27 protein-coding genes are annotated in these 21,168 nt (G+C 39.5%); 8 read left to right on the top strand and 19 right to left on the bottom strand.

Going from position 1 to position 21,168, the window contains the following annotated elements; genetic code table 11:
- Nucleotides 1-165: 165 nt before the first annotated feature.
- The 11 genes from ACDX78_RS03075 to fumC all read right to left on the bottom strand — a co-directional run bounded on the left by ACDX78_RS03075 (nt 166) and on the right by fumC (nt 7,964).
- A complete protein-coding gene (locus ACDX78_RS03075) occupies nt 166-675 on the bottom strand; it encodes an acyltransferase (protein WP_486025256.1) in 510 nt (169 codons plus the stop codon).
- A gap of 3 nt (nt 676-678) precedes the next feature.
- On the bottom strand, nt 679-1,314 hold the full coding sequence (ppaX, locus tag ACDX78_RS03080; protein ID WP_486025257.1) for a pyrophosphatase PpaX: 636 nt from the start codon (nt 1,312-1,314) through the stop codon (nt 679-681).
- Nucleotides 1,289-2,248 carry a nucleoside recognition domain-containing protein gene (locus ACDX78_RS03085; RefSeq protein WP_486025259.1) on the bottom strand — a complete coding sequence of 320 codons (960 nt, stop codon included), beginning with the start codon at nt 2,246-2,248 and terminating at the stop codon, nt 1,289-1,291. The genes ppaX and ACDX78_RS03085 overlap by 26 nt, the downstream gene beginning before the upstream one ends.
- Before the next feature lie 30 nt (nt 2,249-2,278).
- Nucleotides 2,279-3,181 carry a prolipoprotein diacylglyceryl transferase gene (gene lgt, locus ACDX78_RS03090; RefSeq protein WP_486025260.1) on the bottom strand — a complete coding sequence of 301 codons (903 nt, stop codon included), beginning with the start codon at nt 3,179-3,181 and terminating at the stop codon, nt 2,279-2,281.
- A 16-nt stretch (nt 3,182-3,197) separates the two neighbouring features.
- The gene (hprK, locus tag ACDX78_RS03095; protein ID WP_486025262.1) at nt 3,198-4,127 is read right to left on the bottom strand and encodes an HPr(Ser) kinase/phosphatase; all 930 of its coding nucleotides are present in this window, start codon (nt 4,125-4,127) and stop codon (nt 3,198-3,200) included.
- 100 nt (nt 4,128-4,227) lie between these two features.
- The gene (locus ACDX78_RS03100) at nt 4,228-4,584 is read right to left on the bottom strand and encodes a phage holin family protein (RefSeq protein ID WP_486025264.1); all 357 of its coding nucleotides are present in this window, start codon (nt 4,582-4,584) and stop codon (nt 4,228-4,230) included.
- Nucleotides 4,584-4,778 (bottom strand): PspC domain-containing protein, encoded by a 195-nt coding sequence (locus ACDX78_RS03105; RefSeq protein ID WP_486025265.1) that lies wholly within the window; start codon nt 4,776-4,778, stop codon nt 4,584-4,586. Before ACDX78_RS03105 ends, ACDX78_RS03100 begins: the two co-directional genes overlap by 1 nt.
- A gap of 70 nt (nt 4,779-4,848) precedes the next feature.
- Entirely contained in the window at nt 4,849-5,520 is a 672-nt protein-coding gene (gene bshB2 / locus ACDX78_RS03110) for a bacillithiol biosynthesis deacetylase BshB2 (protein ID WP_486025267.1), read from the bottom strand.
- Between the two features lie 38 nt (nt 5,521-5,558).
- Complete coding sequence (locus ACDX78_RS03115; RefSeq protein ID WP_486025268.1) at nt 5,559-5,912, bottom strand: YojF family protein; 354 nt, start codon at nt 5,910-5,912, stop codon at nt 5,559-5,561.
- Between the two features lie 315 nt (nt 5,913-6,227).
- Complete coding sequence (locus ACDX78_RS03120) at nt 6,228-6,425, bottom strand: alpha/beta-type small acid-soluble spore protein (protein ID WP_486025270.1); 198 nt, start codon at nt 6,423-6,425, stop codon at nt 6,228-6,230.
- Nucleotides 6,426-6,578: 153 nt separating this feature from the next.
- Complete coding sequence (fumC, locus tag ACDX78_RS03125; RefSeq protein ID WP_486025271.1) at nt 6,579-7,964, bottom strand: class II fumarate hydratase; 1,386 nt, start codon at nt 7,962-7,964, stop codon at nt 6,579-6,581.
- Nucleotides 7,965-8,276: 312 nt separating this feature from the next.
- Here fumC and ACDX78_RS03130 point away from each other — a divergent pair, with 312 nt between their 5' ends.
- A complete protein-coding gene (locus ACDX78_RS03130) occupies nt 8,277-9,194 on the top strand; it encodes a zinc dependent phospholipase C family protein (protein ID WP_486025272.1) in 918 nt (305 codons plus the stop codon).
- A gap of 196 nt (nt 9,195-9,390) precedes the next feature.
- On the opposite strand, the gene ACDX78_RS03135 is transcribed toward ACDX78_RS03130, so the two are convergent.
- From ACDX78_RS03135 to ACDX78_RS03150, 4 genes are all read right to left on the bottom strand, one after another.
- The gene (locus ACDX78_RS03135) at nt 9,391-9,543 is read right to left on the bottom strand and encodes a hypothetical protein (protein ID WP_486025274.1); all 153 of its coding nucleotides are present in this window, start codon (nt 9,541-9,543) and stop codon (nt 9,391-9,393) included.
- A 332-nt stretch (nt 9,544-9,875) separates the two neighbouring features.
- Nucleotides 9,876-10,109, bottom strand: coding sequence for an IDEAL domain-containing protein (locus tag ACDX78_RS03140; RefSeq protein WP_486025276.1), 234 nt, complete (start codon nt 10,107-10,109; stop codon nt 9,876-9,878).
- 313 nt (nt 10,110-10,422) lie between these two features.
- Nucleotides 10,423-10,716, bottom strand: a complete 294-nt coding sequence (locus tag ACDX78_RS03145) for an AzlD domain-containing protein (RefSeq protein WP_486025277.1) — start codon at nt 10,714-10,716, stop codon at nt 10,423-10,425.
- Entirely contained in the window at nt 10,713-11,396 is a 684-nt protein-coding gene (locus ACDX78_RS03150; RefSeq protein ID WP_486025308.1) for an AzlC family ABC transporter permease, read from the bottom strand. The genes ACDX78_RS03145 and ACDX78_RS03150 overlap by 4 nt, the downstream gene beginning before the upstream one ends.
- A gap of 192 nt (nt 11,397-11,588) precedes the next feature.
- Between ACDX78_RS03150 and nhaC the strand changes: the two genes are divergently transcribed.
- Entirely contained in the window at nt 11,589-12,959 is a 1,371-nt protein-coding gene (gene nhaC / locus ACDX78_RS03155; protein ID WP_486025279.1) for a Na+/H+ antiporter NhaC, read from the top strand.
- 50 nt (nt 12,960-13,009) lie between these two features.
- On the opposite strand, the gene map is transcribed toward nhaC, so the two are convergent.
- Together map and ACDX78_RS03165 are read right to left on the bottom strand one after the other, a co-directional pair.
- On the bottom strand, nt 13,010-13,765 hold the full coding sequence (map, locus tag ACDX78_RS03160) for a type I methionyl aminopeptidase (protein WP_486025280.1): 756 nt from the start codon (nt 13,763-13,765) through the stop codon (nt 13,010-13,012).
- Between the two features lie 195 nt (nt 13,766-13,960).
- On the bottom strand, nt 13,961-14,071 hold the full coding sequence (locus ACDX78_RS03165) for a YjcZ family sporulation protein (RefSeq protein ID WP_486025282.1): 111 nt from the start codon (nt 14,069-14,071) through the stop codon (nt 13,961-13,963).
- A gap of 182 nt (nt 14,072-14,253) precedes the next feature.
- Between ACDX78_RS03165 and ACDX78_RS03170 the strand changes: the two genes are divergently transcribed.
- From ACDX78_RS03170 to ACDX78_RS03195, 6 genes are all read left to right on the top strand, one after another.
- Entirely contained in the window at nt 14,254-14,631 is a 378-nt protein-coding gene (locus ACDX78_RS03170) for a GntR family transcriptional regulator (RefSeq protein WP_486025284.1), read from the top strand.
- On the top strand, nt 14,628-15,512 hold the full coding sequence (locus tag ACDX78_RS03175; RefSeq protein WP_486025285.1) for an ATP-binding cassette domain-containing protein: 885 nt from the start codon (nt 14,628-14,630) through the stop codon (nt 15,510-15,512). Before ACDX78_RS03170 ends, ACDX78_RS03175 begins: the two co-directional genes overlap by 4 nt.
- The gene (locus ACDX78_RS03180; RefSeq protein WP_486025287.1) at nt 15,496-16,293 is read left to right on the top strand and encodes a hypothetical protein; all 798 of its coding nucleotides are present in this window, start codon (nt 15,496-15,498) and stop codon (nt 16,291-16,293) included. The genes ACDX78_RS03175 and ACDX78_RS03180 overlap by 17 nt, the downstream gene beginning before the upstream one ends.
- Before the next feature lie 82 nt (nt 16,294-16,375).
- Nucleotides 16,376-17,716, top strand: a complete 1,341-nt coding sequence (locus tag ACDX78_RS03185) for an amidohydrolase family protein (protein WP_486025289.1) — start codon at nt 16,376-16,378, stop codon at nt 17,714-17,716.
- Nucleotides 17,706-17,849 carry a hypothetical protein gene (locus ACDX78_RS03190; protein ID WP_486025291.1) on the top strand — a complete coding sequence of 48 codons (144 nt, stop codon included), beginning with the start codon at nt 17,706-17,708 and terminating at the stop codon, nt 17,847-17,849. The genes ACDX78_RS03185 and ACDX78_RS03190 overlap by 11 nt, the downstream gene beginning before the upstream one ends.
- Nucleotides 17,850-17,882: 33 nt before the next feature.
- Nucleotides 17,883-18,065 (top strand): hypothetical protein, encoded by a 183-nt coding sequence (locus ACDX78_RS03195; protein WP_486025292.1) that lies wholly within the window; start codon nt 17,883-17,885, stop codon nt 18,063-18,065.
- 596 nt (nt 18,066-18,661) lie between these two features.
- On the opposite strand, the gene ACDX78_RS03200 is transcribed toward ACDX78_RS03195, so the two are convergent.
- Nucleotides 18,662-19,417, bottom strand: a complete 756-nt coding sequence (locus tag ACDX78_RS03200; protein ID WP_486025294.1) for a (S)-benzoin forming benzil reductase — start codon at nt 19,415-19,417, stop codon at nt 18,662-18,664.
- Between the two features lie 25 nt (nt 19,418-19,442).
- On the bottom strand, nt 19,443-20,813 hold the full coding sequence (locus ACDX78_RS03205; RefSeq protein ID WP_486025295.1) for a dipeptidase: 1,371 nt from the start codon (nt 20,811-20,813) through the stop codon (nt 19,443-19,445).
- Nucleotides 20,814-21,168: the final 355 nt, after the last annotated feature.

Below are 21,168 nucleotides of genomic sequence, written 5' to 3' on the forward strand. Positions count from 1 at the left end.
AGTAGCAGATTGGGGGGGGGCACCTATTCATTTCAAAAAGACATGCATTACCGAAAATGCTCCATCTTATGACTAAGTAACTAGTGTCCTCGGCTCATTCATAAAAATAACCGCAATATATTTATTTTTCATAAGTTTTGCGGTTTTTTTATTAAGATTTCAGTTTTACCCCTTCTCCCGTAATTCCAATTCTTCCTTTGTATAAATTATTCTCATGGGATTTCCACCGGCAAAAGCGCCTGGCGGTACGTCTTTATTTACCAATGTACTTGCCGAAATTATAGCATGATCACCAATCGTTACACCGGGCAGGATTGTTGCATTTGCACCAATCATAACTTCCTTGCCTATCATCACATCACCAATCCGGTATTCTTTGATTAAATATTCATGAGCCAGTATCGTTGTATTATATCCTATGATACTGTTTGCTCCTATCGTGATTTTTTCCGGAAACATGACATCAGGCATTACCATCAAGGCAAATGCTGTTTCGTCTCCAACCTTCATCCGCAGGAATGTCCGATACATCCAATTTTTCAAGCCTAAAAACGGCGTATATCTTGCTGTTTGAATGACAATGAAATTTTTTACCACTTTCCAGAAAGGTACCGTTTTGTATATTTGCCAGAGTGAATTGCTTTCTTTGATTGGAAATCGATTGGTTTTACGCATTTGCTACACTCCTGTTATTTTTAGGATGTCACGGATATCATCAAACATATAGGTTGGCTCATATTCCAATAGGCTTTCTTTCCCCTTCTGCGCCCAGGCAACCCCGGCTGTGAGTGTACCTGCATTCTTCCCTGCCAGTATGTCATGATAATTATCTCCGACCATCAGGGCAGTGTCAGCAGTCGCTTTTAGTGCTTCCAATGCTTTTATCACCGGTTCGGGATGAGGTTTTGCATGCTTCACATCGTCCAATGTAATAATCGTATCAAATAGCTGATTCAGTCCGGTTAAAGCCAGCCCCTTATTTACACCTTTTCTCATTTTTGTTGTAACTACACCGAGCTGAAAGCCATCGTTTTTTAACACCTTAACGGTTTCCACTACATTAGGAAAAGCTTTTACATAATCATCATGAACAAACAAATTATGTTCCCGGTATGTTTCTATCATTTCATTCGCCCGCTCAAGGTCAATTTTCCGGAAAGTTTCAACCAGCGGCGGTCCATTGAATGCCATAATTTCTTCCCGGGAGAACGTCAGTTCATAATGACGGAAAGTATGTTCAAAGGAAGCCATAATTAAATCGTTCGTATCAATTAATGTACCATCAAGGTCAAAGAGTATGGTATGAATGCTCATTTGCTGTTTCCCTTTCTTTTCTTTTCTCATATCGTTTCCAAGTATAGGCGATTACCATCGTTAAAACGACCGCTGTTACCAGGCGGATAACGAGTAATGGCCAAACAGGTATACCAAGCGGGATAAAAATCAAGGTATCCTCTACGACAGCATGGCAGGAGACAAGGAAAATAAGTGCCAAAGTCATATCTTTTTTGGACACCCCATCTTCTTTTACTGCCTGAATCATCAACCCTGCTCCATAGGCCAACCCGATGGTTAAACCTGCCACCATAGTCATGGAAGTATTCTTTTCCATGCCAAGCATTTTCGTTACAGGAGCAAACCTATTTGAAAAAGCTGTTAACCAGCCGTACTCCCTTAAATATTGCATGATAATCATTAACGGAATGACAATGATTGCAAGCTGCAAAACGGCTACGAAAGCTGTTTGCAGTCCTTGAAAAATAATTTCTCCCCAGCCTGCAGGGGCTGTCTCACTGGCTTGAATCAGCCCATACTGTGCGAGTTCGCCTCCACCATTCCAGACAAGATTAATGACGATACCCGCAAAAATAGCCAGCCCGACACGGATGCCGACAATCAGCCACCATTTGACGCCTACTTTGGCTGCTACCGCTGACTCGATAAATAAATTATGGGAAAAAGACAGCATTACCGCCATGATAAACACTTCTTTTACGGTAAATTCAAATGATACGATAGCACCGATGCCGGCATATAAATTCAGTGCATTACCCAGTACAAGCGGAACTGCTGCTTCCCCGGATAAGCCAAAAAGAGCCATCACCGGGCTGAGTATATCAATAAGCCAAGGCAGAACAGGGGTGAACTGCAAAATAGTAACCAGCAATGTAATCGGAAATATTACCTTTCCGAGCGTCCAGGCAGTACTGCCCCCCTGCTGCAGTCCACGATAAAATGTTCCAGTCACGTTGCTTTCCCCTCTTCTTTCTATTTCATTCTATTTTTTCTTCTTCCCTTTTTTCTTAGATTTCTTTTTGTTGGATTGATTTTTCTTATTCGCTTTCTTTACCTCTGCTTTCTTCACATCACTATATCTGGCAGTCATTTTAGGGCTATTTCTGCGATAAATCATCAGGATAATGGCACCTACAATGAGCAGTATAGAAAGCAGTTGTGCGGTACGAAGCTCACCAATCACGTACAGACTATCCGTGCGCATTCCTTCGATAAAAAATCGGCCGATAGAATAAGTAACGACATAACTTAAAAATACTTCCCCTCTTAAAGGGTTATATCGTACCAATACAAGTAAAAATACAAATACAAGTATATTCCAGACAGATTCATATAAGAATGTCGGGTGGTACATGACACCGTCAATACACATTTGATTCATGATAAAATCAGGTAAATACTGATGGAAGCTATTGTATGTAGACTCCGAGATTGTGCCGCCATGGGCCTCCTGATTCATAAAATTTCCCCAGCGGCCAATTGCCTGTCCCAGGATGATACTTGGCGCCAAAACATCTGCCAATTGCCAAAAGGAGACTTTTTTTATGCGTGCATAAATAATGGCAGTTAATACTGCACCAATTAAAGCTCCATGTATGGCCAGCCCGCCTTCTCTGATTGCAAATATATCCGTCCATGGCCCATTTACATAGTTCTCCCATTCAAATATCACGTAATACATTCTTGCAGAAATGATTGCTATCGGAATAGCAAACACCAGCAAGTCAATGATTAAATCCTTTTGTAGCCCAATTCGGTTAGCTTCTCTGGAAGCTAACAGCAAGCCAAGAAAGACACCGGCTACAATGATCACCCCATACCAATAAACTGGTATAGGACCGATTTCTATAAAAACCCTGTCTAATGCAGGCGCTTCACAACTCATGCTAACATTCCCTTCTCTAGACTTCTCGCTCCTGCTCTATTATTGTTGTTAAACGATCAGAAAATTCCTCTGCTGCATTATGCCCCATTCTTTTCAGCCGGAAATTCATAGCTGCCACTTCAATGATTACAGCCAGATTTCTTCCCGGGCGGACAGGTATCGTTATTTTAGGCAATTCAACATCCATGATTTTCAATGTTTCTTCATCCAGTCCCAAGCGGTCATACTGCTTTTTCTCATCCCAGATTTCCAGGTTAACGATATAGGATATTTTTTTCTGGCTTCTGACGGCGCCAGCACCAAAAAGGGTCATGATATTTATAATTCCAACACCGCGAATTTCCAATAAATGTTCTATTAATGGCGGCGCATTCCCAATTAATGTGTCGTAATCCTCCTGGCGTATTTCCACATTATCATCTGCCACCAACCGGTGCCCGCGTTTAACAAGTTCAAGGGCAGTCTCGCTTTTACCTACGCCGCTTTGCCCCGTGATTAAAACACCTACCCCGTTAATATCCACCAGTACACCATGTATGGCAGTAGTAGGTGCAAATTTTGCTTCCAGATAATTCGTAAGTCTGCTGATCACTCTCGTTGTTTTTCTCGGGGAATGCAAAACAGGTACACCTGATTCATTTGCTGCTTCAATAATCACTTCAGGTATGTCCATCCCTCGGGAAATAACAATCCCCGGCGTCACATCCGTACATAACCCCCTAACCCTGTCTCTCTGTTCTTCTACTGTAAGGTCAAGAAAATAGTTCATTTCAGTTTCACCGATTAACTGCAATCTTTCCTTAGGATAGTATTTGAAATAACCGGTCAATTCCATGCCGGGACGGGATAGATCACTCGTAAATATTTCTCTATGTATGCCATCTTTCCCTGCTACAAGGGTAAGATTAAAATTTTCCAATAGATCCTTTGTACGAACGGTTGACATGTAAGCAGTCCTCCTTTTCCCCAAAACAACTGACTATTATTGTAGCATATTGAACAAAAAAAACGTAGGCAGTACACCTACGAATTTTACGCATATTAAATTATTTCATGGAATTCTTGACCAGGTTATTTAACAACAAATTAATAATGGATATAATAACCGATGCCACAATCGCTATTCCAAATCCATCAATGACAAAGGACGATCCCATCACTGCCTGTGTGATCATTAAAGTAATCGCATTGATGACAAAGAGAAACAAACCCAATGTGATGACAGTAATCGGCAAAGTCAATATAACCAGTATCGGCTTGATAATCACATTTACAATAGCCAAGATAAAGCTTGCCAGTATGGCCGCTCCAAACCCATCGAGTTGAAAACTTTCAAATAGTTCCGCAACAACTATCAATGCGACAGCATTTAGTACAATGGATATGAGCCACCTTAAAAGCATTAATAAACATCCCTTTCAGCAGGAATAATAATTGCAGCTGCCAAATAAATCAATAACAGTGTAAAGAAACTCATGAAGCATAAAACAACAAAAGCAAGGCGCAATATTGTTACATCCACATTAAAATATTCTGCTAATCCGCCTAACACACCTGCTGCCATTCGCTGTGTATTGGAACGATATAATTTCTTCATTAAAGTATCATTCCCTTCGTTTTATTAGAAACTTAACTGACCGCCAACACATAATACGCTTATACCTATTTTATTTACTAAAATTCCATATATAAAACTCTTCTTTTACAAAACGTTCTTTTAACGCCTCTTTGATATCCCCTTTGACATCCTTGGTCTCCTGGAACTGGCTGACCATGCCATCCACCTGTGATCTATGCGAGAATATTGCTTCCACTTTTTGATCAAAGAAATCACGGATGTCATTCGAAATATCCGTATCGCCAAGTTCTTCTTTGTATTCATTAGAAATAGCTTGAGCCCATACAGTTGGCTGTTTGTCTATATCCATCATACCAACAGCTTCTATTGCGGCTGCCCCAAGTGCATTATGATCAGGATGTACAGCGTATTCAGGGTAATGTGTCATCACTAAACTCGGCTGGATTTCTTCAAGTATTTCCTTTATATGCTCCGCTACTTTTCGTCGGTCCTCAAACTCAATTGTTTTATCACGATATCCAAGCAGCCGAAGCTCAATATCAAGCGCCTGACACGCGTCCATCAGTTCTTTTTTACGAATCTCAGGCAAGGTTTCCCGGTTTGCAAACGTTGGCGACCCCATATTTCTTCCCATTTCACCTAAAGTACCGCATAAATAAGTCACAGGCAAGCCTTCGTTTCTGAATTTCGCAATTGTACCTGCCGCTCCAAATGACTCATCATCCGGGTGCGGATAAATTACTACAACATGTTTCTCCATTATATCACCTTATTCTTTTTATTATGGAAAAATGCAAGTCAATAGCTAAACGGTGTTTCGCTAATTTGTAAAGAAACCATTAATCGGCCTTCCCGATCATGACCTGCAAGCAAAAGCTGTGTTTCCTTGTGAATTACCCAGTCTGTTAGACCTTCCACATATATCCAACCCTTTTCCATTTTCAGGCCAACCCGATAAGCGCCATTACTTCCCACAATTTTCACCTGATTAAATGACACCTGTGCATTTCTTACATATGCACCAACATTATATGCTTCTTTGTTAAAATGGCTCGCATATGCTCCATTGGTCGTTTCCACATGAATATATACTTGTTTATCCTTAAAAGAATCCAGCTTCTGCTGTACTTTTTCAATCATTATGGGTTCCATTCGCTTTCCCTCCACTCCTGTCTCTTTTAGCTTAACTAAAGGGAGGTGGTGCGTCAAAAGTTTAGTTTGTAAAATTTTTGAGTCCGTTAAATTAGCTCTTGAGCGTTCGGTGAAGGAGCAATCATGGACTAAGATCGAAAATGGAGAACCCAATAGTACTTACACTTGTACGGATAGTATCACTCTATGTCATCTTCCTCAACTTCACGAATAAACCGGGAATTTAAGCATTCTGGCACTTAGAAACTCTATTTAATACTCAGAATGTAAAAGGAAAGCCTCTAGAGGCTTTCCTTGAATCCAGATTTATTAAAGTTATTGTTGCCCGTTCATTTGTTGTTGAGCAGTCTGCACAAGACGTTTTGTGATTTCTCCACCAACTGAACCGTTAGCACGAGAAGTAGAATCAGCACCTAAGTTAACGCCAAATTCCTGTGCAATTTCATATTTCATTTGATCAAGAGCTTGCTGTACACCAGGTACGACTAATTGGTTACTATTGTTTCTAGCCATGTTTTTTCACCTCCTGTATCTATAGTGTGAACAGATACATCAAACTTATAAGCAATAATCATTGGTAAAATGTAGTCATCTTACCAGTCAGAAATGCAAACATAAAAAAGCCCACTACACTTTTGTAATGGACTTTTTCCACCTAACGTGAAATTATTTTGGGTGAGTCATTTCTTCCGGTTTAACGTATTGATCGAATTCTTCCTCTGTCAAAAGCCCCAATTCAACAGCCGTTTCTTTTAATGTGGCGTTATCCTCAAAAGCTTTTTTGGCAATTTTAGCTGCATTTTCATAACCTATATGCGGGTTTAGTGCAGTAACAAGCATTAATGAATCATTCAAATATTTTTCGATCTGTTCGTGGTTCGGTTCAATTCCTTTAGCACAACGTTCATCAAAGGATACAATGCTGTCAGCAAGCAGTTGGCAGGATTGCAGGAAGTTATAAGCGATTATCGGTTTGAAAACATTTAATTCAAAATTTCCCTGGCTTGCCGCAAAGCCAATGGCTGCATCATTTCCCATAACCTGGGCAGATACCATTGTTACTGCTTCACTCTGGGTTGGATTTACTTTTCCGGGCATGATCGAGCTCCCTGGTTCATTTGTTGGTATCGTAATTTCTCCTATCCCGCTCCGGGGACCGCTTGCCAGCCAGCGAACATCATTGGCAATTTTCATTATATCGGCGGCCAGTGCTTTAAGCGCGCCATGGGCATAAACGGATTCATCATGACTTGTTAAAGCATGGAATTTATTTGGTGCAGAAATAAATGCTTTGCCTGTACTTTCATTTATTGCAGCAACAACAGCTTCTGAAAAATCCGGATGGGCATTTAAACCAGTTCCAACTGCCGTACCGCCAATGGCAAGTTCTTTTAAATACCCGGCACTTTGTTCAATCATCATTTCCGATTTTTCCAGCATACGATGCCAGCCGCTGATTTCCTGCCCAAGGGTTAATGGTGTAGCATCCTGCAGGTGAGTTCGACCAATTTTAACAATGTTCTGAAACGAATCCATTTTATCTTTCAGTGTATTTTTCAGTTGACTTACCGCCGGAAGTACATCATCCTCCAATTTAATCAATTGGGCAATGTGCATTGCTGTTGGGTACGTATCATTGGAGCTTTGCGATTTGTTTACATCATCATTCGGGTGTAATCTTACTTCTTCTCCCTGTTCTTCCAGCCATTTATTCCCAACATGGGCAATAACCTCATTGACATTCATATTGGATTGTGTGCCGCTTCCTGTTTGCCACACAACCAGCGGAAAATGCTCGGCCAATTTTCCATCAATAATTTGACCTGCTGCATATTTGACTGCATCATATTTTTTTTTCTCTAATAACCCTAATTCACTATTTGCCTTTGCAGCACTCTTTTTCAAAACCGCAAACGCTTTTACAATTTCGGTTGGCATTGTTTCTTTGCCAATTGGAAAGTTTTGTTTACTCCGCTGTGTCTGCGCTCCCCAATATTTTTCAGCAGGTACTTGTATTTCTCCTATTGTATCTTTTTCTATACGGTAATCCATATTCTTGCCTCCCTATGTATAAACAAATATCAATTCCATTGTACCAAAAAATATAAATCGTGTAACGATAAGTCAACAAAGCAGGCTATTTATCATACAAAGACCAGTAACTTTAATGCAAGTTTGACATTTGACACAAAATTGTACTTGAATTAACCCCACTTGTTTCTTATTATATCTTATAATGTATGAAGAAGATGATACTTTATCGAGATTCAAGAAAACACTTAGTTTTAACTTTAATGCTCAACTATACTATTTACGTAATCGGAAGTCTTCTACAAATCAAGTCATAAACAGGAGGGTTTCGACATGCCGAATATTTGGACGCATATATTATTTTGTGAAGAAGTGTCAGATGCTGTAAAAAAACCATACCCTTTTTCACAGACTGAAAGCTATATGAAGTTGGGAGCTCAGGGGCCGGACCCTTTTTTTTATTTCAATTTTTGGCCATGGGCTGATGAGACATTTGGCCGGAAAATCGGGATGGCCTTGCATACCAAACAATGCGGGAACTTTTTAAAGGATATGATCACCAAAGCAAAAAAAGAAAGCCAGGAAATTCAAGCTTATGTACTTGGTTTTATTACACATCATATATTAGACCGTAATACACATCCTTATATTCATTACCATGCAGGTTATGACGGGACAAATCATCAAAAGCTGGAAATTTTAATTGATACGATCATGATGAAAAAATACTATAATTTAAAAACATGGAAAGCTCCCGTTCATAAAGAAATAGATGTAGGCAGTAAATTAAATGTAGATATATGTATATTTTTACATAAAGTAATTCAGGACCATTACCCTGAACTTAAATTGGGCACATCCTTTGACTATATTCAAAAAGCATACCGTGATATGCGACGTGCACTTAGGATTCTTTCTGACCCTTATGGATGGAAAAACATTATTTTAAAACCATTTATTTCTTCCTACTCGCACCAGCCAATCAAGGATAATATAGATTATCTGAACTTAAAAGAAACAACCTGGTATCACCCTGCCACAAATGAAGCCTACGAAGAAAGCTTTGTTGAGTTATATGATAAAAGCCGCTTGGAGAGCGTACAAATTCTAACGGAGGTGCAGCATTATTGGCATGATGATCAAACAGATGCAAAAGAAAATATCGATAAATTAATAGGCAACATTTCCTATGACACCGGTTTGCCGCTGGAGTGTCAGATGGAAAACAAATACTCCGAACCGATTGTTTAATGGTGCCAATATAAGAAAAACGCGTTTGTCTCTTCGTCTTTTTAGAGGTTAGATTAGAGGTTAAATTGGTGGAAATCGGTGAAAAGAACTAATTTCATTATTTAAACCTCTATCCCTTATAAGCAGTAACATTTTTTACATTATCTATTAAAAAAAGGCTGTCTAAAGCACCTAATCTTTAGACAGCCTTTTTTCATTATTTAAAGAGCTTTCTCATCATTTTACCTGTACCTCTCCCTACAACACGTCTGCCAATTCGTCTGCCTACCCTGCCTTTTTTTACGGCATTAACATCCCCCAGGATGCGGGCAGCAAAATAAAGTATTCTTCTAATCCCGTTAATCTTCATTATTTTTGCCCCTTTCATATATTTACGACCACTTTATTTATCAAAATTTCATTAATTCTCATCGAAGTTTACTCTAAAAAAACTGCATAGACTCCCTGCAAAATGGTGAGATAATGAGAGGTTTTTTCATGCCTCGTCAAAGAATTGCTGCCAATGGAATAAATTTAATCTACCATCATTATACAACCAAAACAGCAATAAGAATAGCCCTACCTCTAGCTAGGTAAGGCTTGACTTTATCCACGCAAGTGTTTTCGTGGGGACAAGCATGCAGCCCTGTCCCAATATATATATTTTAAAATTCTCGCTCAGTAATTACGTGATGACAGTATTTATTCCCATATAAACTCTTGATAGGCAGTACTTAATTTCATAAATGCTTCCCTGTCACCTGCTTCAAGTGCATGATTAATAGCTGCTTCCAGCTTCTCTCTGTTATATACAAAACACAACTCATCCAACTCCAGACGTGAAGCCAATTGCAATTCAAAAGCAATTTCCCGTCTGGCAGGAATGGCTTTCCCTTCATAGCGATGATATTTTAAGACCTGCTTTTGCTTTTTCACGGAACATGCCCCCTTGTTCCTCTTTACACTATTATCCTTAATTTTTAGAATAATTTCAATAGGTAAACCATAAAAAAATAATTTTGTCACAAATTGGCTATGTCTAAAAACATAAAAAGTGCAGGAAAACAGAGCCCAAACTGCTTTCCTGCGTTTTTCCATGCTTAGCGTACTATAAAACTTGATCTTTGGATAAATCAGCAATGTTATTTAGCCTCGTCTGGCTCCAGCGCCCAGCGATAGCGGGACTTTACGGTGGGACGAGCATTCAGTGCAGTCCGTACGTCGCTAACCTAGCTTTAAGCTTTTGTTCTTACATCGATAATAAAAACACTGTTGCAATTGCCCCCATTACCACTAAAATAACATTTAACCCAATATAAGCCAGAGCTATTGCCACAATTCCCCCTAATAAGCCAATATGCGGCTGATCCGGCTGCACTGTAAGTATCCCCGGAAAAATTAATGCCCCTAATGCTGCATACGGAATAGCGTTTAACCAGCGGTTCACCCAGTCGCGAAATTGTAATTTATCCACAATAAATGCAGGAATGATACGAGGAATCATCGTTGCCAGAGACATACCAATTATAATTAAAAAAATCATGATTTCTCCTCCTTCAACAAATAAATACCGCTCATTCCGCCAAGAATGGTACCAAACACAATAGCCCAGCCAGTGCTCAATCCCAATTGAAGGCACAGTGCATTAATAAGCATGGCAAGAATTGCAATCAAACCAACTTTCAGCTCTTTTTTCACGGAAGGAACTAACAATCCAATAAACATGGCATAAAGTGCAATTCCCATACTTTGACTCAACCTTTCGGGGATTACCTCACCTAGTACGCCTCCAAGAAAAGACCCCGCTATCCATGAAACATAGGCAGTTAATATGAGCGTTGTATAAAATAAAGCGCCTTTTTCCATTTTTGCTTCTTTTGTATGCAGTGAAGATACAGCAAATGTCTCATCCGTTAAACCGAGTGACAATGGCGCTTTCCACTTGATTGGCACCTCGCGCAAACGGTTCATAAAAGATAGGCTCATTACAAAATGCCGGAAATTTAATACGAAAGTGGCAATAATAATTTCCAGTACACCAGCTCCAACTGCTATCATATTCGCACCCATAAATTGACTGGCTCCTGCAAATACCATTACACTCATTAAAGTTAATTCTGTTAACGTCATCCCCGATTGCTTCGCCAACACACCATAAGTAATTGCAATCGGTAAATAACCTAGCATAATGGGGAAACCAGCAGCAATACCTCTTCGGATCATTTTAACTGATTGTGTTTGACTTTTTTCAGCTGCTTTTTCCACTATGACTCGACTCCCCCTTGAAGTAAATATTAGATAATTATAGCTTAAACACATAAAATAATAAAGGGAAGATAACTTTGATTACAGATGAGTTAGCAGCAATTCATTAAGTCGCTTCAATCAGTATTGTTATCCATAGGAGGAGTTAGTTTGTTTTCCATTAGCCCTAAGCATCGCCCAAGCATAAGTGAGTCTATTATATTGTCCATCCTGACTATAAGTATTATCAGTTATTTTATTGTTGGACTGGAAACTCCCCCTCACGTACCTATTTTATTGGGGATTCTTTTGCTGATCACTTACGGGGTACTGAAAAAAATTTCATTTAAAGATTTACAATCAGGAATGATTGAAGGTGCGAAAGCCGGGATGGGGGCCGTTTTTTTATTCTTTCTGATTGGTGTATTGATCAGCAGCTGGATGATCAGTGGAACGATTCCTGCTTTAATTGAAGCCGGATTTTCACTTATCGGCGGTACATGGCTATATGCCATTATTTTTGCAGTAACTGCCATTATTGGCATTTCATTAGGAAGTTCCTTAACGACTACCGCCACGATTGGTGTAGCTTTTACCGGGATAGCAAGTGCACTGGACGCAAACCTTGCCATCGCAGCAGGGGCTATTGTTTCTGGGGCATTTTTCGGGGATAAAATGTCTCCATTATCAGATACAACAAATCTTTCATCGACCATTGTAGGTGTTGATTTATTCGAACATATTAAACATATTAGCTTAACTACGATACCTGCATTTATCATATCTTTTATTCTGTTTGTTATTTTATCACCGGATCAGGTCCTATCTCCGCAAAGCAATGATTACCAAGAAGCACTGGAAGCAACCGGGCTAATCCACTGGTCTTCATGGATTCCATTAATAGTATTAATAATATGTACTATCTTTAAAGTGTCCGCCTTTATTGCACTGGCAATCAGCAGCTTATTCGCTACAGTGCTGGCCAAAATTACCAATCAACTGCCGCTGTCGGAAATCAGCTCTATTTGGTTTAATGGATACGCGGCCGCAACAGATTATGAGCCAGTGAATGAATTACTGACAAGAGGTGGAATCAACAGTATGCTATTTACCATTTCTCTTGTTATTTTAGCTTTAGGTATGGGAGGGCTGCTTTTTGTTACCGGGCTTGTACCGGCAATGCTAGAAACCCTGCAGAAAAAGCTTAGAAAGGCGCGCTCCATGATTATTTCTGCTGCAGCCACCGCCATCGGCATCAATGTCGTTATTGGTGAGCAATATTTATCTATTCTTTTGACCGGGGAAACCTATAAGGAGATGTATGAAAATGCCGGATTATCAAGAAAAGCATTATCAAGGACGTTAGAAGATGCGGGTACCGTCATTAATCCACTCGTGCCATGGAGTGTGTGCGGCGTATTTATCGCAGATGTACTTGGGGTACCAGTACTGGTTTATTTGCCCTTTGCATTCTTTTGTCTGCTGAGCCCCGTAATTACCATATTATTTGGTGGTGGAAAATCGCGGCAAAATGAAATGTAACCATTAAAAATGCTGTCCGGGAAATTCAATTTTCCGCAGACAGCATTTCTTTATTTATTATCCTGATCCGTTAAAATCATTGGCCCTTCTTTCGTGATAACAATCGTATGTTCATATTGGGCGGACCGGCCTTGATCTATTGTTCTGGCAGTCCAATTATTGGCATCCATCTGGCTGTGCCAGCTGCCTTCATTAATCATCGGTTCAATCGTAATGACCATACCCTCTTTTAAACGAAGCCCTTTATTCGGAAGACCAAAGTGAGGAATATGCGGGTCTTCATGGAGTGTCGGTCCAATTCCATGACCGGTAAAATCACGTACAACTGAAAATCCTTCTCCTTCGGCATACGTCTGGATGGCGTGGCCGATATCTCCTATTCGGCTTCCTGCCTGTGCCTGTTCAATTCCTTTATATAATGCACTTTTCGTCACTTCCATTAAGCGGAGCCCTTTTTCATCCACATTTCCAACACCGTAGGTCCAGGCTGAATCTGCAAGTCCCCCGTCTTTATTTACGACCATATCAATGGTAACAATATCTCCGTCCTTTAACCTCTCCTCACGGGGAAACCCATGACATATTTCATCATTAATAGACGCACAGGTTGCAAATTCGTACCCGTTATACCCTTTTTGCTCCGGTTTGGCTCCATGCGCTTTTAAAATTTTCTCCACCAGGGTATCAATTTCCTTTGTCGTAATCCCAGGTTTTATCATATTGGCAATTTCTTTATGACACTTAACGAGAATATCGCCCGCTTCCTTCATATTGTCAATTTCTCTTTTACTTTTTCTTGTAATCATTTATTTCTTCCTTTCGTTCACACTTTTCAATTATATATATGAGTATATTTTATTATCATGAAAAAGTAATAATATACACCATAAATTGTATCATATATGGTTTTTTTCAAAAAGCAAATGGGGTTAGGCCGCATGGGTGAATTTTCAAAAATATAAAACACAGAGGACCTCTGCCCCCTGCATTTATTATTATCTTTAATATGCGCCATACCCGCCTGTATAGGCAGTACCGATAATGATTAGCAAAATAAACAATACGACTATTAGCGCAAAACTCGAGCCGTAACCTGTTGCTCCTTTGCTCATTGACCTTCCCTCCTCCTTCATGCTCATATTCAGCTTATGCAGAGCAAAAGAATTTCGGGAAAAAATTCATCCAAATTTATTTTTAAGTATTGACTAAAATAAATTACACTGTTATGGTTATACACATAAGTGTATAACCGTGTCACCATATAACGATAAATAAAAATAAGCAGGTGATAATCATGGGTAATTCTTTTGATCAGGATAAACCAATCTATCTTCAAGTTCGTGAAAAAATTGAAGATCAAATTATTAACCATCAACTCAAAGAAGATGAAAAAGCACCTTCCACCAACCAGCTCGTTAATTTTTACAAAATTAATCATGCTACAGTATCAAAGGGTGTTAATCAGTTAGTTGAGGAAGGAATTCTTTATAAGAAGAGAGGAATTGGCATGTTTGTAGCTGTTGATGCCAGAAAAAAATTAGTACAAAAACGAAAGGAATTTTTTCTTGAAGATTATGTAGTGAAGTTGGTTCATGAAGCGAATAAGTTAGAGATTACAGAGGATGAAATTATTCAATTTATCAAAAATGTAAAAGGGCGTGAATCAGAATGAATATAAAAGTGAATCACTTAGATGTGCATTTCGGAAAACAGAAGGCACTTCAGGACGTCACATTCGAAATAACCGAAAAGAAAATATACGGACTGTTAGGCAGAAATGGTGCGGGAAAAACGTCACTCCTTTCCACCCTGGCATCATTTCGTGAACCAACAGCAGGATCCGTAACCATTAACGGAGAAACACCATTTGAAAATGCGAAAATCATGCAGCAAATAGCATTTTTATATGATAAAGATTATCAGGATGAATCAGACAATGTAATGAATATGCTTCAAGGTATACAACATTATCGTCCGTATTTCGATATGGATTATGCAGAATATCTTGTAGAGCGATTTAAACTCGACAGAACGAAACCAATTAAAAAGTTTTCAAAAGGTATGCAATCAGCAGTAAATGTCATTAGCGGGTTAGCAAGCAGAACTCCGATTACGATATTTGATGAGGTATATCTAGGCATGGATGCACCAGCAAGAGAAATCTTTTATAAAGAGTTATTGAATGATCAGGAAAATCATCCCAGAGTCATTATTTTATCTACTCACCTCGTCTCGGAAATGGATTATTTATTTGATGAGGTAATCATATTGAAAAACGGAGCTTTTTTACTTCAAGAGGATTATGATTCTCTTACTTCAAAGGGTGCCAGGATTACTGGAAATAAAGAATTAGTCGAGGAGTTTGTACAGCCAAAAGTGCAGCTTAACGAAGAGCGTTTAGGCAATACAACATCCGTCATGATTTATGGTGAACTGACAGACGGGGAAAGAAAAACAGCATTGGATAAAGGCATAGAAGTAGGGCCTGTCTCTCTTCATGATTTGTTTATCCACTTAACAGAGGAGGAAAATGCAGATGAGAAGCTATCCTAAAATTGCAGCAGATATGTTTTGGACCCTCATGTCATGGACTTTTGGGTTTCTAGGTGTCATGATCATCATTAACATTGTCCAGAGAGCAATTAATGTCATACAAGGTACTGAAGTGGACGGCGGCTTTTATGGCTCATTAATCATTGCTTCGAACATCTATATGCTTATCATTGGAATAATTTCGATTTATTTTCTACCCTATTATGTAGAAAATGGAGTAACTCGAAAAGATTACTTTAAGGGAACACTTATTGCTTCTATCGGGGTTTCCATTGTGCTTCCAATTATTATATTTTTTATTTCTATAGTCGAACGGTTTATTTTAACGAATTGGCTAAACATGAGTTATAAAACACAGGATATCAATGAAATTTTCAATGAAGTGTTAATGGATATAGATGGTGGATTGGGCAGTTTTATTGGGGATTTGATACTTTCTGTTATTTTAAGCCCTAACATGGATCCATACAGTAACTGGATGTTAGCAATCGTTGTATTTGCTTCAAACATCTTTATATTTTATTTGCTTGGCTGGTTGATTAGTGCAGGCTTTTACAGAGGCGGTACAATCATCGGTTTAGGATTTATTGTCATTGCAATCGCTATAAATACATTAAAAGATACGTTATTGAGGATTGCGCTGGATTTACCTTTTTCTGCCCGCTTTTCGGCATTAGAACCTTTCTCGTCATGGATCGCCATTGCAGGTATTTTGTTATTGATTCTATTGTCTGTTTGGTTCATTCGTCTATTAACGAAAAAAGTAACCATTGATATTTAGATTCGTAAATACTAAACAGAAAGAGCATATCATTGTTAATGTCGCTCTTCTATTTCAATAATATGTGAAAGGAAGCTTAGTAATGGACATGGCTAAAGATAAGAAAAAATATCGTGGAATTTCTTTCTGGAGGTTTTTCAAACGGTTATGCTTAACAGCAGTTATTCTGATTGTACTGGTCGTTGTTGGCGGCTTTGCCTATTATTATGCAACGATTTATAACATTTCAGACGAACAAGAAGGCTACCTGGCGCTTACGAATGCGACCGTACTCCTCGGTGAAGAGTTGGAATCTTATAGTGATAGCACGATCCTGATTGAAGACGGTATGATTGTGGAAGTAGGTGATGATATTGATATACCAGGCACTGCAACCGTTAAGGACCTGAATGGAAAAACAATTATGCCCGGCCTCATTGATATGCATGTACACTTGGGAATGCTTGAACTCGAAGAAGGTGAAGAGTTCGGAATTTTATCGTTCCCAAAAATGATTGCTGATTTTGTAAGATTCACTCCGGAAAAACGAAATAATTTTTTAGAACATGGAGTCACAACGATTCGCAGCGTCGGAGATGAACATGAGTGGATCATGGAATTTCGCGACCTTGTCAATGATCGAGAACTTGAAGGACCGCGCCTTTATGCATCAGGATCATTATTTACAACATTAGAAGGTCATCCTGTCGCAACGGTCGGCACCGACCCACATTCCGAAGTCGTTCTTTATCCTGATACACCAGAAGAAGCTCGGCTAAATGTACAACAGCTGGCTAACGACGGTGTCGACTTGATTAAAGTAGTCCAAGAGAGAGGTCCCGATGACTCTCAGTTGGAACCCATCGATGAAGATGTTTTACAGAGCATCGTAGACGAAGCTCACGCTCACAATATACCCGTATTCGGTCATTGGGGGAGAATCGACGACTTGGAAGACCTACTCGCGGCAGGCGTCGATGGCTTAGAGCATATTGGTGCCGGGGTTGTTAGAAATGGCTGGGATGATGATTTATTAGAGGAAATCACTGAGCAAGGAGTATCGATGACACCAACGTTACTAGTCGAAACGTTGAACGGTGATCCAGAAATGAGGTCCGATCAGCTTGAACGAGTAAAGGAGTTTCATAATGCAGACGGCCTAATTTTGGCAGGCAGTGATGCTGGGATGCCCGGTGTCTTATTCGGTCCAAGTATGCACGAAGAATTGGAATTACTCGTTGAAAGCGGCCTTACACCTAAGGAGGCACTTCAAGCGGCAACGTCTCATGCTGCCGTTGCATTACAAAGCAACGAATTTGGCATTATTGAACGGGGAAGAGCAGCTGATTTAGTAGTTATAGATGGAGACCCTTTACAAAAGATAGAGGATATTCAAAATGTGAGCAAAGTATTTCGAGATGGAAGACTTGTGGTTGAAAATTAATGACGAGAAAACTTTTGGTGCCGAAGTGGTGTATACACAAATGAGTGATGTTGAGATGATTGCTGATATGCTGGAAGCGCAAAACATGTCGAAAGAAGTTGCAAAGAATTTTTGGCATGAATGCCGGAATTAGGAGTTTAAACCAGCGATTTTATATCAGCAGTACATGGGCGCAAGAAAATCAAAAACGAAGGCTATTTCGAAAGCAAAAGATTTTTATCAAAAAATCGTTGATATCGGTGTCAGAGAAGATATGGGACTCAGTGAAGTATCGAGGACATCGATGTTTGCTTTAGTCCAAGATAAGTATGGTGTTGACTGGATGATCAGTGCGGCAGAAAAAACATAAGAGGCGAGAGGGGATACACTCTTAAAAAGAAGTCACATCCAAACGTTATCCAAACAACACCCCTGGCATATATAGATGCTTGCTAATCTTCTTGCTTGGTGTAAATATTTACGAGTTAGAAATCAGTAGGTAACAACCAATATGTAATGAAAAAAAGCCGAAATCTTATCCTAATTGGGAAGTTGATGATAAGAAGTACATTAACACTCCCTTTAAAAGTCATTAAAAATAATTCCTTTTCCTATTAGATAGTGATTATCTCTTTGCTGACGGAAGGTAATAAAAAGAAAAGGGGCTGTGGCAAAACAATTTTAGTAAACAGAAATCCGAACAACCTTAAATTTGTATTTAAAACCCACTCCGGTAATATACTTCGCTTTCACCTTCAGGTACAAGTGCGACATCGCTTCAAACTCCCTCTGGTCTTTTCAGAGTGACTTCTTTACCGCGAGCAGCTCCAGCAGGAGTTTACGGATATTTACGAAGCTAATATGGTGGATTTTCTCCTTTTCAATGCTTACTTAGAGTTCTGTTCCAGCCTCTTAATATTGGAATTCCTTTCCCTTTTTTAAACAAGGCCGATTTTTTCTGTAGTTTTATACATACTCATTCACATAATATATTTTCCCATTCTTCACTTTTTCATCTGTCAAAATATCAACAAGCACCTTTCCAACAATAGCCGGGTCTTTTAGTAAATTATTTTCCTTGTAGCCTTTAAATGTTTCCACATCGGCAAATTCCGCTTCCGAGCTTTCCCGGATCCTGCCCTGCATCGGGGTATCCATAATACCCGGGCTGAATGCAATGACCTTATTTTTTGTATTTAGCTGGTCCTGTTCCAGTGCTGCTGTTTTTGTATACATATTGATACTCGCTTTTGTACTGCAATACGCACTCCAGCCATATATTGGCCTTTCTGCAGCACCTGATGTCACTGTCAAGCCCACAAATGGCATATTTTCTTGATTTGCTTTGTTAAGAAACAAATTCATTAGAACCATCGGAGCTGTTGTATTCACTTCAATATGATAAGCTAAGTCCTTTGCCTTCATATTCATGGACTGATCAACGGGATCAATCACTGCTGCATTATTAACCAGATACAGCTTCATTACCTCCTGTTGAAAAATCACATCACTTACTTTTTGAAAAGTTTCCTCCAGTGCAGCAATGTCTCCTATATCACATGGATAATGCTCGTAGGAAACCTGGTTTTCTTCTGCTACTGCCGGTAGTTGCTCGTTAACCGACCTGGAAATACCAATTACATTTACGCCTGTTTCCATTAATTGAATCGCAGCAGCTTCGCCAAGCCCTTTGGAAACTCCTGTAATAACCGCATATTTCATATGACAATGTCTCCTTTCTAAACCGTTAGTTACTGTTTACCTCGTTCCAATAATAAACTAACGTCTCCATTCCTTTATCAAAACTGTCCAACGGAAAACTTTCGTTCGGAGAATGCAACCGGTCATCCGGGGTGCCAAAACCAAGCAATACAATTGGAATGTCATAAATATCATCAATCCATTCCACCACTGGGATCGATCCACCCATTCGTACATACACGGTTTCTTTTCCAAAAGCTTTTGTATAGCTTTTGGCTGCTTTTTCGATTAAAGGATGATTTGGTTCTACTTTATATGCTTTTGATGACAGCTTTTCTTTTTTAACATCAACAGAAACACCGGATGGTTTCACTTTTTTAATATGTTCCTCAAGCATTTGCTGAACATTTTCCGGATCCTGACCGGGCACTAGCCGGCAAGTAATTTTTGCAGTGGCAGATGATGGGATAATCGTTTTAGTACCCTCTCCTTGATAACCTCCATAAATTCCGTTAATTTCAAAAGTAGGCCTTGCCATCGTATGCTCTTTTGCAGTATAGTCTTTTTCAGAAACTGTTTCATTTACTCCGGTGGCTTCCTTATAGTCCTCTCCCTGCACCTGGTCAATTAAGTTTCGTTCTTCCGCCGACAACGGTTCTACACTGTCATAAAAGCCTTCTACAGTAATCACTTCGTCCGAATTTTTCATGGAGGCGAGTATATGATTTAAGGCCATGATAGGGTTCCTTACTGCACCGCCGTACATCCCGGAGTGTAAATCATGATCCGGCCCGCCTACTGTTATTTCGATTCCCGTAAATCCTTTTAGCCCATACAAAATCGTGGGCTGGTTTTTGGCAACCATTCCAGAGTCGGATATGACTGCAAAATCAGCCTGGAATTGATCTTTTTTCTCTTGCAAAACATCATACAGATTCTCGCTGCCGATTTCCTCTTCCCCTTCGATGCAAACTTTTACATTCAGCGGCAAGCTGCCCTCTGTTTTCATAAACGATTCAAATACAGCGAGATGCATAAACACCTGCCCTTTATCATCACTGGCACCTCTGGCATACAGTCTACCGTCTCTGACTTCCGGTTTAAATGGATCACTTTCCCATAACTCAATTGGATCAACCGGCTGAACATCATAATGACCATAAAATAAAACGGTAGGTGCATCAGCACCTGCGCCGTTATATTCCGCGTATACAAGCGGGTGGCCACCTGTTGCCTGTTTATCGATATTTTCAAATCCAATATCATTTAAATATGTAACAATAAAATCAGCTGCCTCATCAACATCTTTTTTATATTCACTGTCTGTACTTACACTGGGAATGGCCAGAAAATCATTTAATTTCTCTAACAGCCGGTTCCGGTTTTCATTTAGGTAAGCTAATACTTTTTCACTCATCTGCTCGTCCTCCTGTATCATCGTATTTATTATACATTTTAGCACACCAAACAGGAAAGGACATCCTTTGAAAGACTTGATCGTTGGAAACGAAACGATACATTTATACGCTTTCCTGACAAGCTGACAATTTACTTTCAATGGTACTGGAAATGAGATCTTAGTTTACTTTTAACCCCCCGCAATCAGTGCTTCCCTTTCTTTTTTTATCTGATCGAGCGAGTTTTTGGTGCCGACCCCCGAAAGTTAGAGTAATAAATCTAACTTTCAGGGGTGTTTTTTGTGGCAAAATATAGTGAAGAATTTAAAATGAAGCTTGTCGTCGAGTATTTAGATGGAAACATTGGATATGGAT

It is taken from the genome of Virgibacillus oceani (assembly GCF_041521345.1).
Classification (GTDB): domain Bacteria; phylum Bacillota; class Bacilli; order Bacillales; family Amphibacillaceae; genus Virgibacillus_N; species Virgibacillus_N oceani_A.

Bases quoted from the DNA above. Each gene is read 5' to 3' on its own strand.
- ACDX78_RS03135 (WP_486025274.1), bottom strand. From the start codon at position 9,543: ATGAAGATTAACGGGATTAGAAGAATACTTTATTTTGCTGCCCGCATC.
- ACDX78_RS03175 (WP_486025285.1), top strand. From the start codon at position 14,628: ATGAATATAAAAGTGAATCACTTAGATGTGCATTTCGGAAAACAGAAG.
- ACDX78_RS03100 (WP_486025264.1), bottom strand. From the start codon at position 4,584: ATGCTTTTAAGGTGGCTCATATCCATTGTACTAAATGCTGTCGCATTG.
- map (WP_486025280.1), bottom strand. From the start codon at position 13,765: ATGATTACAAGAAAAAGTAAAAGAGAAATTGACAATATGAAGGAAGCG.
- ACDX78_RS03180 (WP_486025287.1), top strand. From the start codon at position 15,496: ATGAGAAGCTATCCTAAAATTGCAGCAGATATGTTTTGGACCCTCATG.
- ACDX78_RS03200 (WP_486025294.1), bottom strand. From the start codon at position 19,417: ATGAAATATGCGGTTATTACAGGAGTTTCCAAAGGGCTTGGCGAAGCT.
- ACDX78_RS03145 (WP_486025277.1), bottom strand. From the start codon at position 10,716: ATGATTTTTTTAATTATAATTGGTATGTCTCTGGCAACGATGATTCCT.
- ACDX78_RS03205 (WP_486025295.1), bottom strand. From the start codon at position 20,813: ATGAGTGAAAAAGTATTAGCTTACCTAAATGAAAACCGGAACCGGCTG.
- ACDX78_RS03185 (WP_486025289.1), top strand. From the start codon at position 16,376: ATGGACATGGCTAAAGATAAGAAAAAATATCGTGGAATTTCTTTCTGG.
- ACDX78_RS03130 (WP_486025272.1), top strand. From the start codon at position 8,277: ATGCCGAATATTTGGACGCATATATTATTTTGTGAAGAAGTGTCAGAT.
- fumC (WP_486025271.1), bottom strand. From the start codon at position 7,964: ATGGATTACCGTATAGAAAAAGATACAATAGGAGAAATACAAGTACCT.
- ACDX78_RS03150 (WP_486025308.1), bottom strand. From the start codon at position 11,396: ATGATCCGAAGAGGTATTGCTGCTGGTTTCCCCATTATGCTAGGTTAT.
- bshB2 (WP_486025267.1), bottom strand. From the start codon at position 5,520: ATGGAGAAACATGTTGTAGTAATTTATCCGCACCCGGATGATGAGTCA.
- ACDX78_RS03075 (WP_486025256.1), bottom strand. From the start codon at position 675: ATGCGTAAAACCAATCGATTTCCAATCAAAGAAAGCAATTCACTCTGG.
- ACDX78_RS03170 (WP_486025284.1), top strand. From the start codon at position 14,254: ATGGGTAATTCTTTTGATCAGGATAAACCAATCTATCTTCAAGTTCGT.
- ACDX78_RS03120 (WP_486025270.1), bottom strand. From the start codon at position 6,425: ATGGCTAGAAACAATAGTAACCAATTAGTCGTACCTGGTGTACAGCAA.
- lgt (WP_486025260.1), bottom strand. From the start codon at position 3,181: ATGAGTTGTGAAGCGCCTGCATTAGACAGGGTTTTTATAGAAATCGGT.
- ACDX78_RS03195 (WP_486025292.1), top strand. From the start codon at position 17,883: ATGGGCGCAAGAAAATCAAAAACGAAGGCTATTTCGAAAGCAAAAGAT.
- ACDX78_RS03165 (WP_486025282.1), bottom strand. From the start codon at position 14,071: ATGAGCAAAGGAGCAACAGGTTACGGCTCGAGTTTTGCGCTAATAGTC.
- ACDX78_RS03115 (WP_486025268.1), bottom strand. From the start codon at position 5,912: ATGGAACCCATAATGATTGAAAAAGTACAGCAGAAGCTGGATTCTTTT.
- hprK (WP_486025262.1), bottom strand. From the start codon at position 4,127: ATGTCAACCGTTCGTACAAAGGATCTATTGGAAAATTTTAATCTTACC.
- ACDX78_RS03105 (WP_486025265.1), bottom strand. From the start codon at position 4,778: ATGAAGAAATTATATCGTTCCAATACACAGCGAATGGCAGCAGGTGTG.
- ppaX (WP_486025257.1), bottom strand. From the start codon at position 1,314: ATGAGCATTCATACCATACTCTTTGACCTTGATGGTACATTAATTGAT.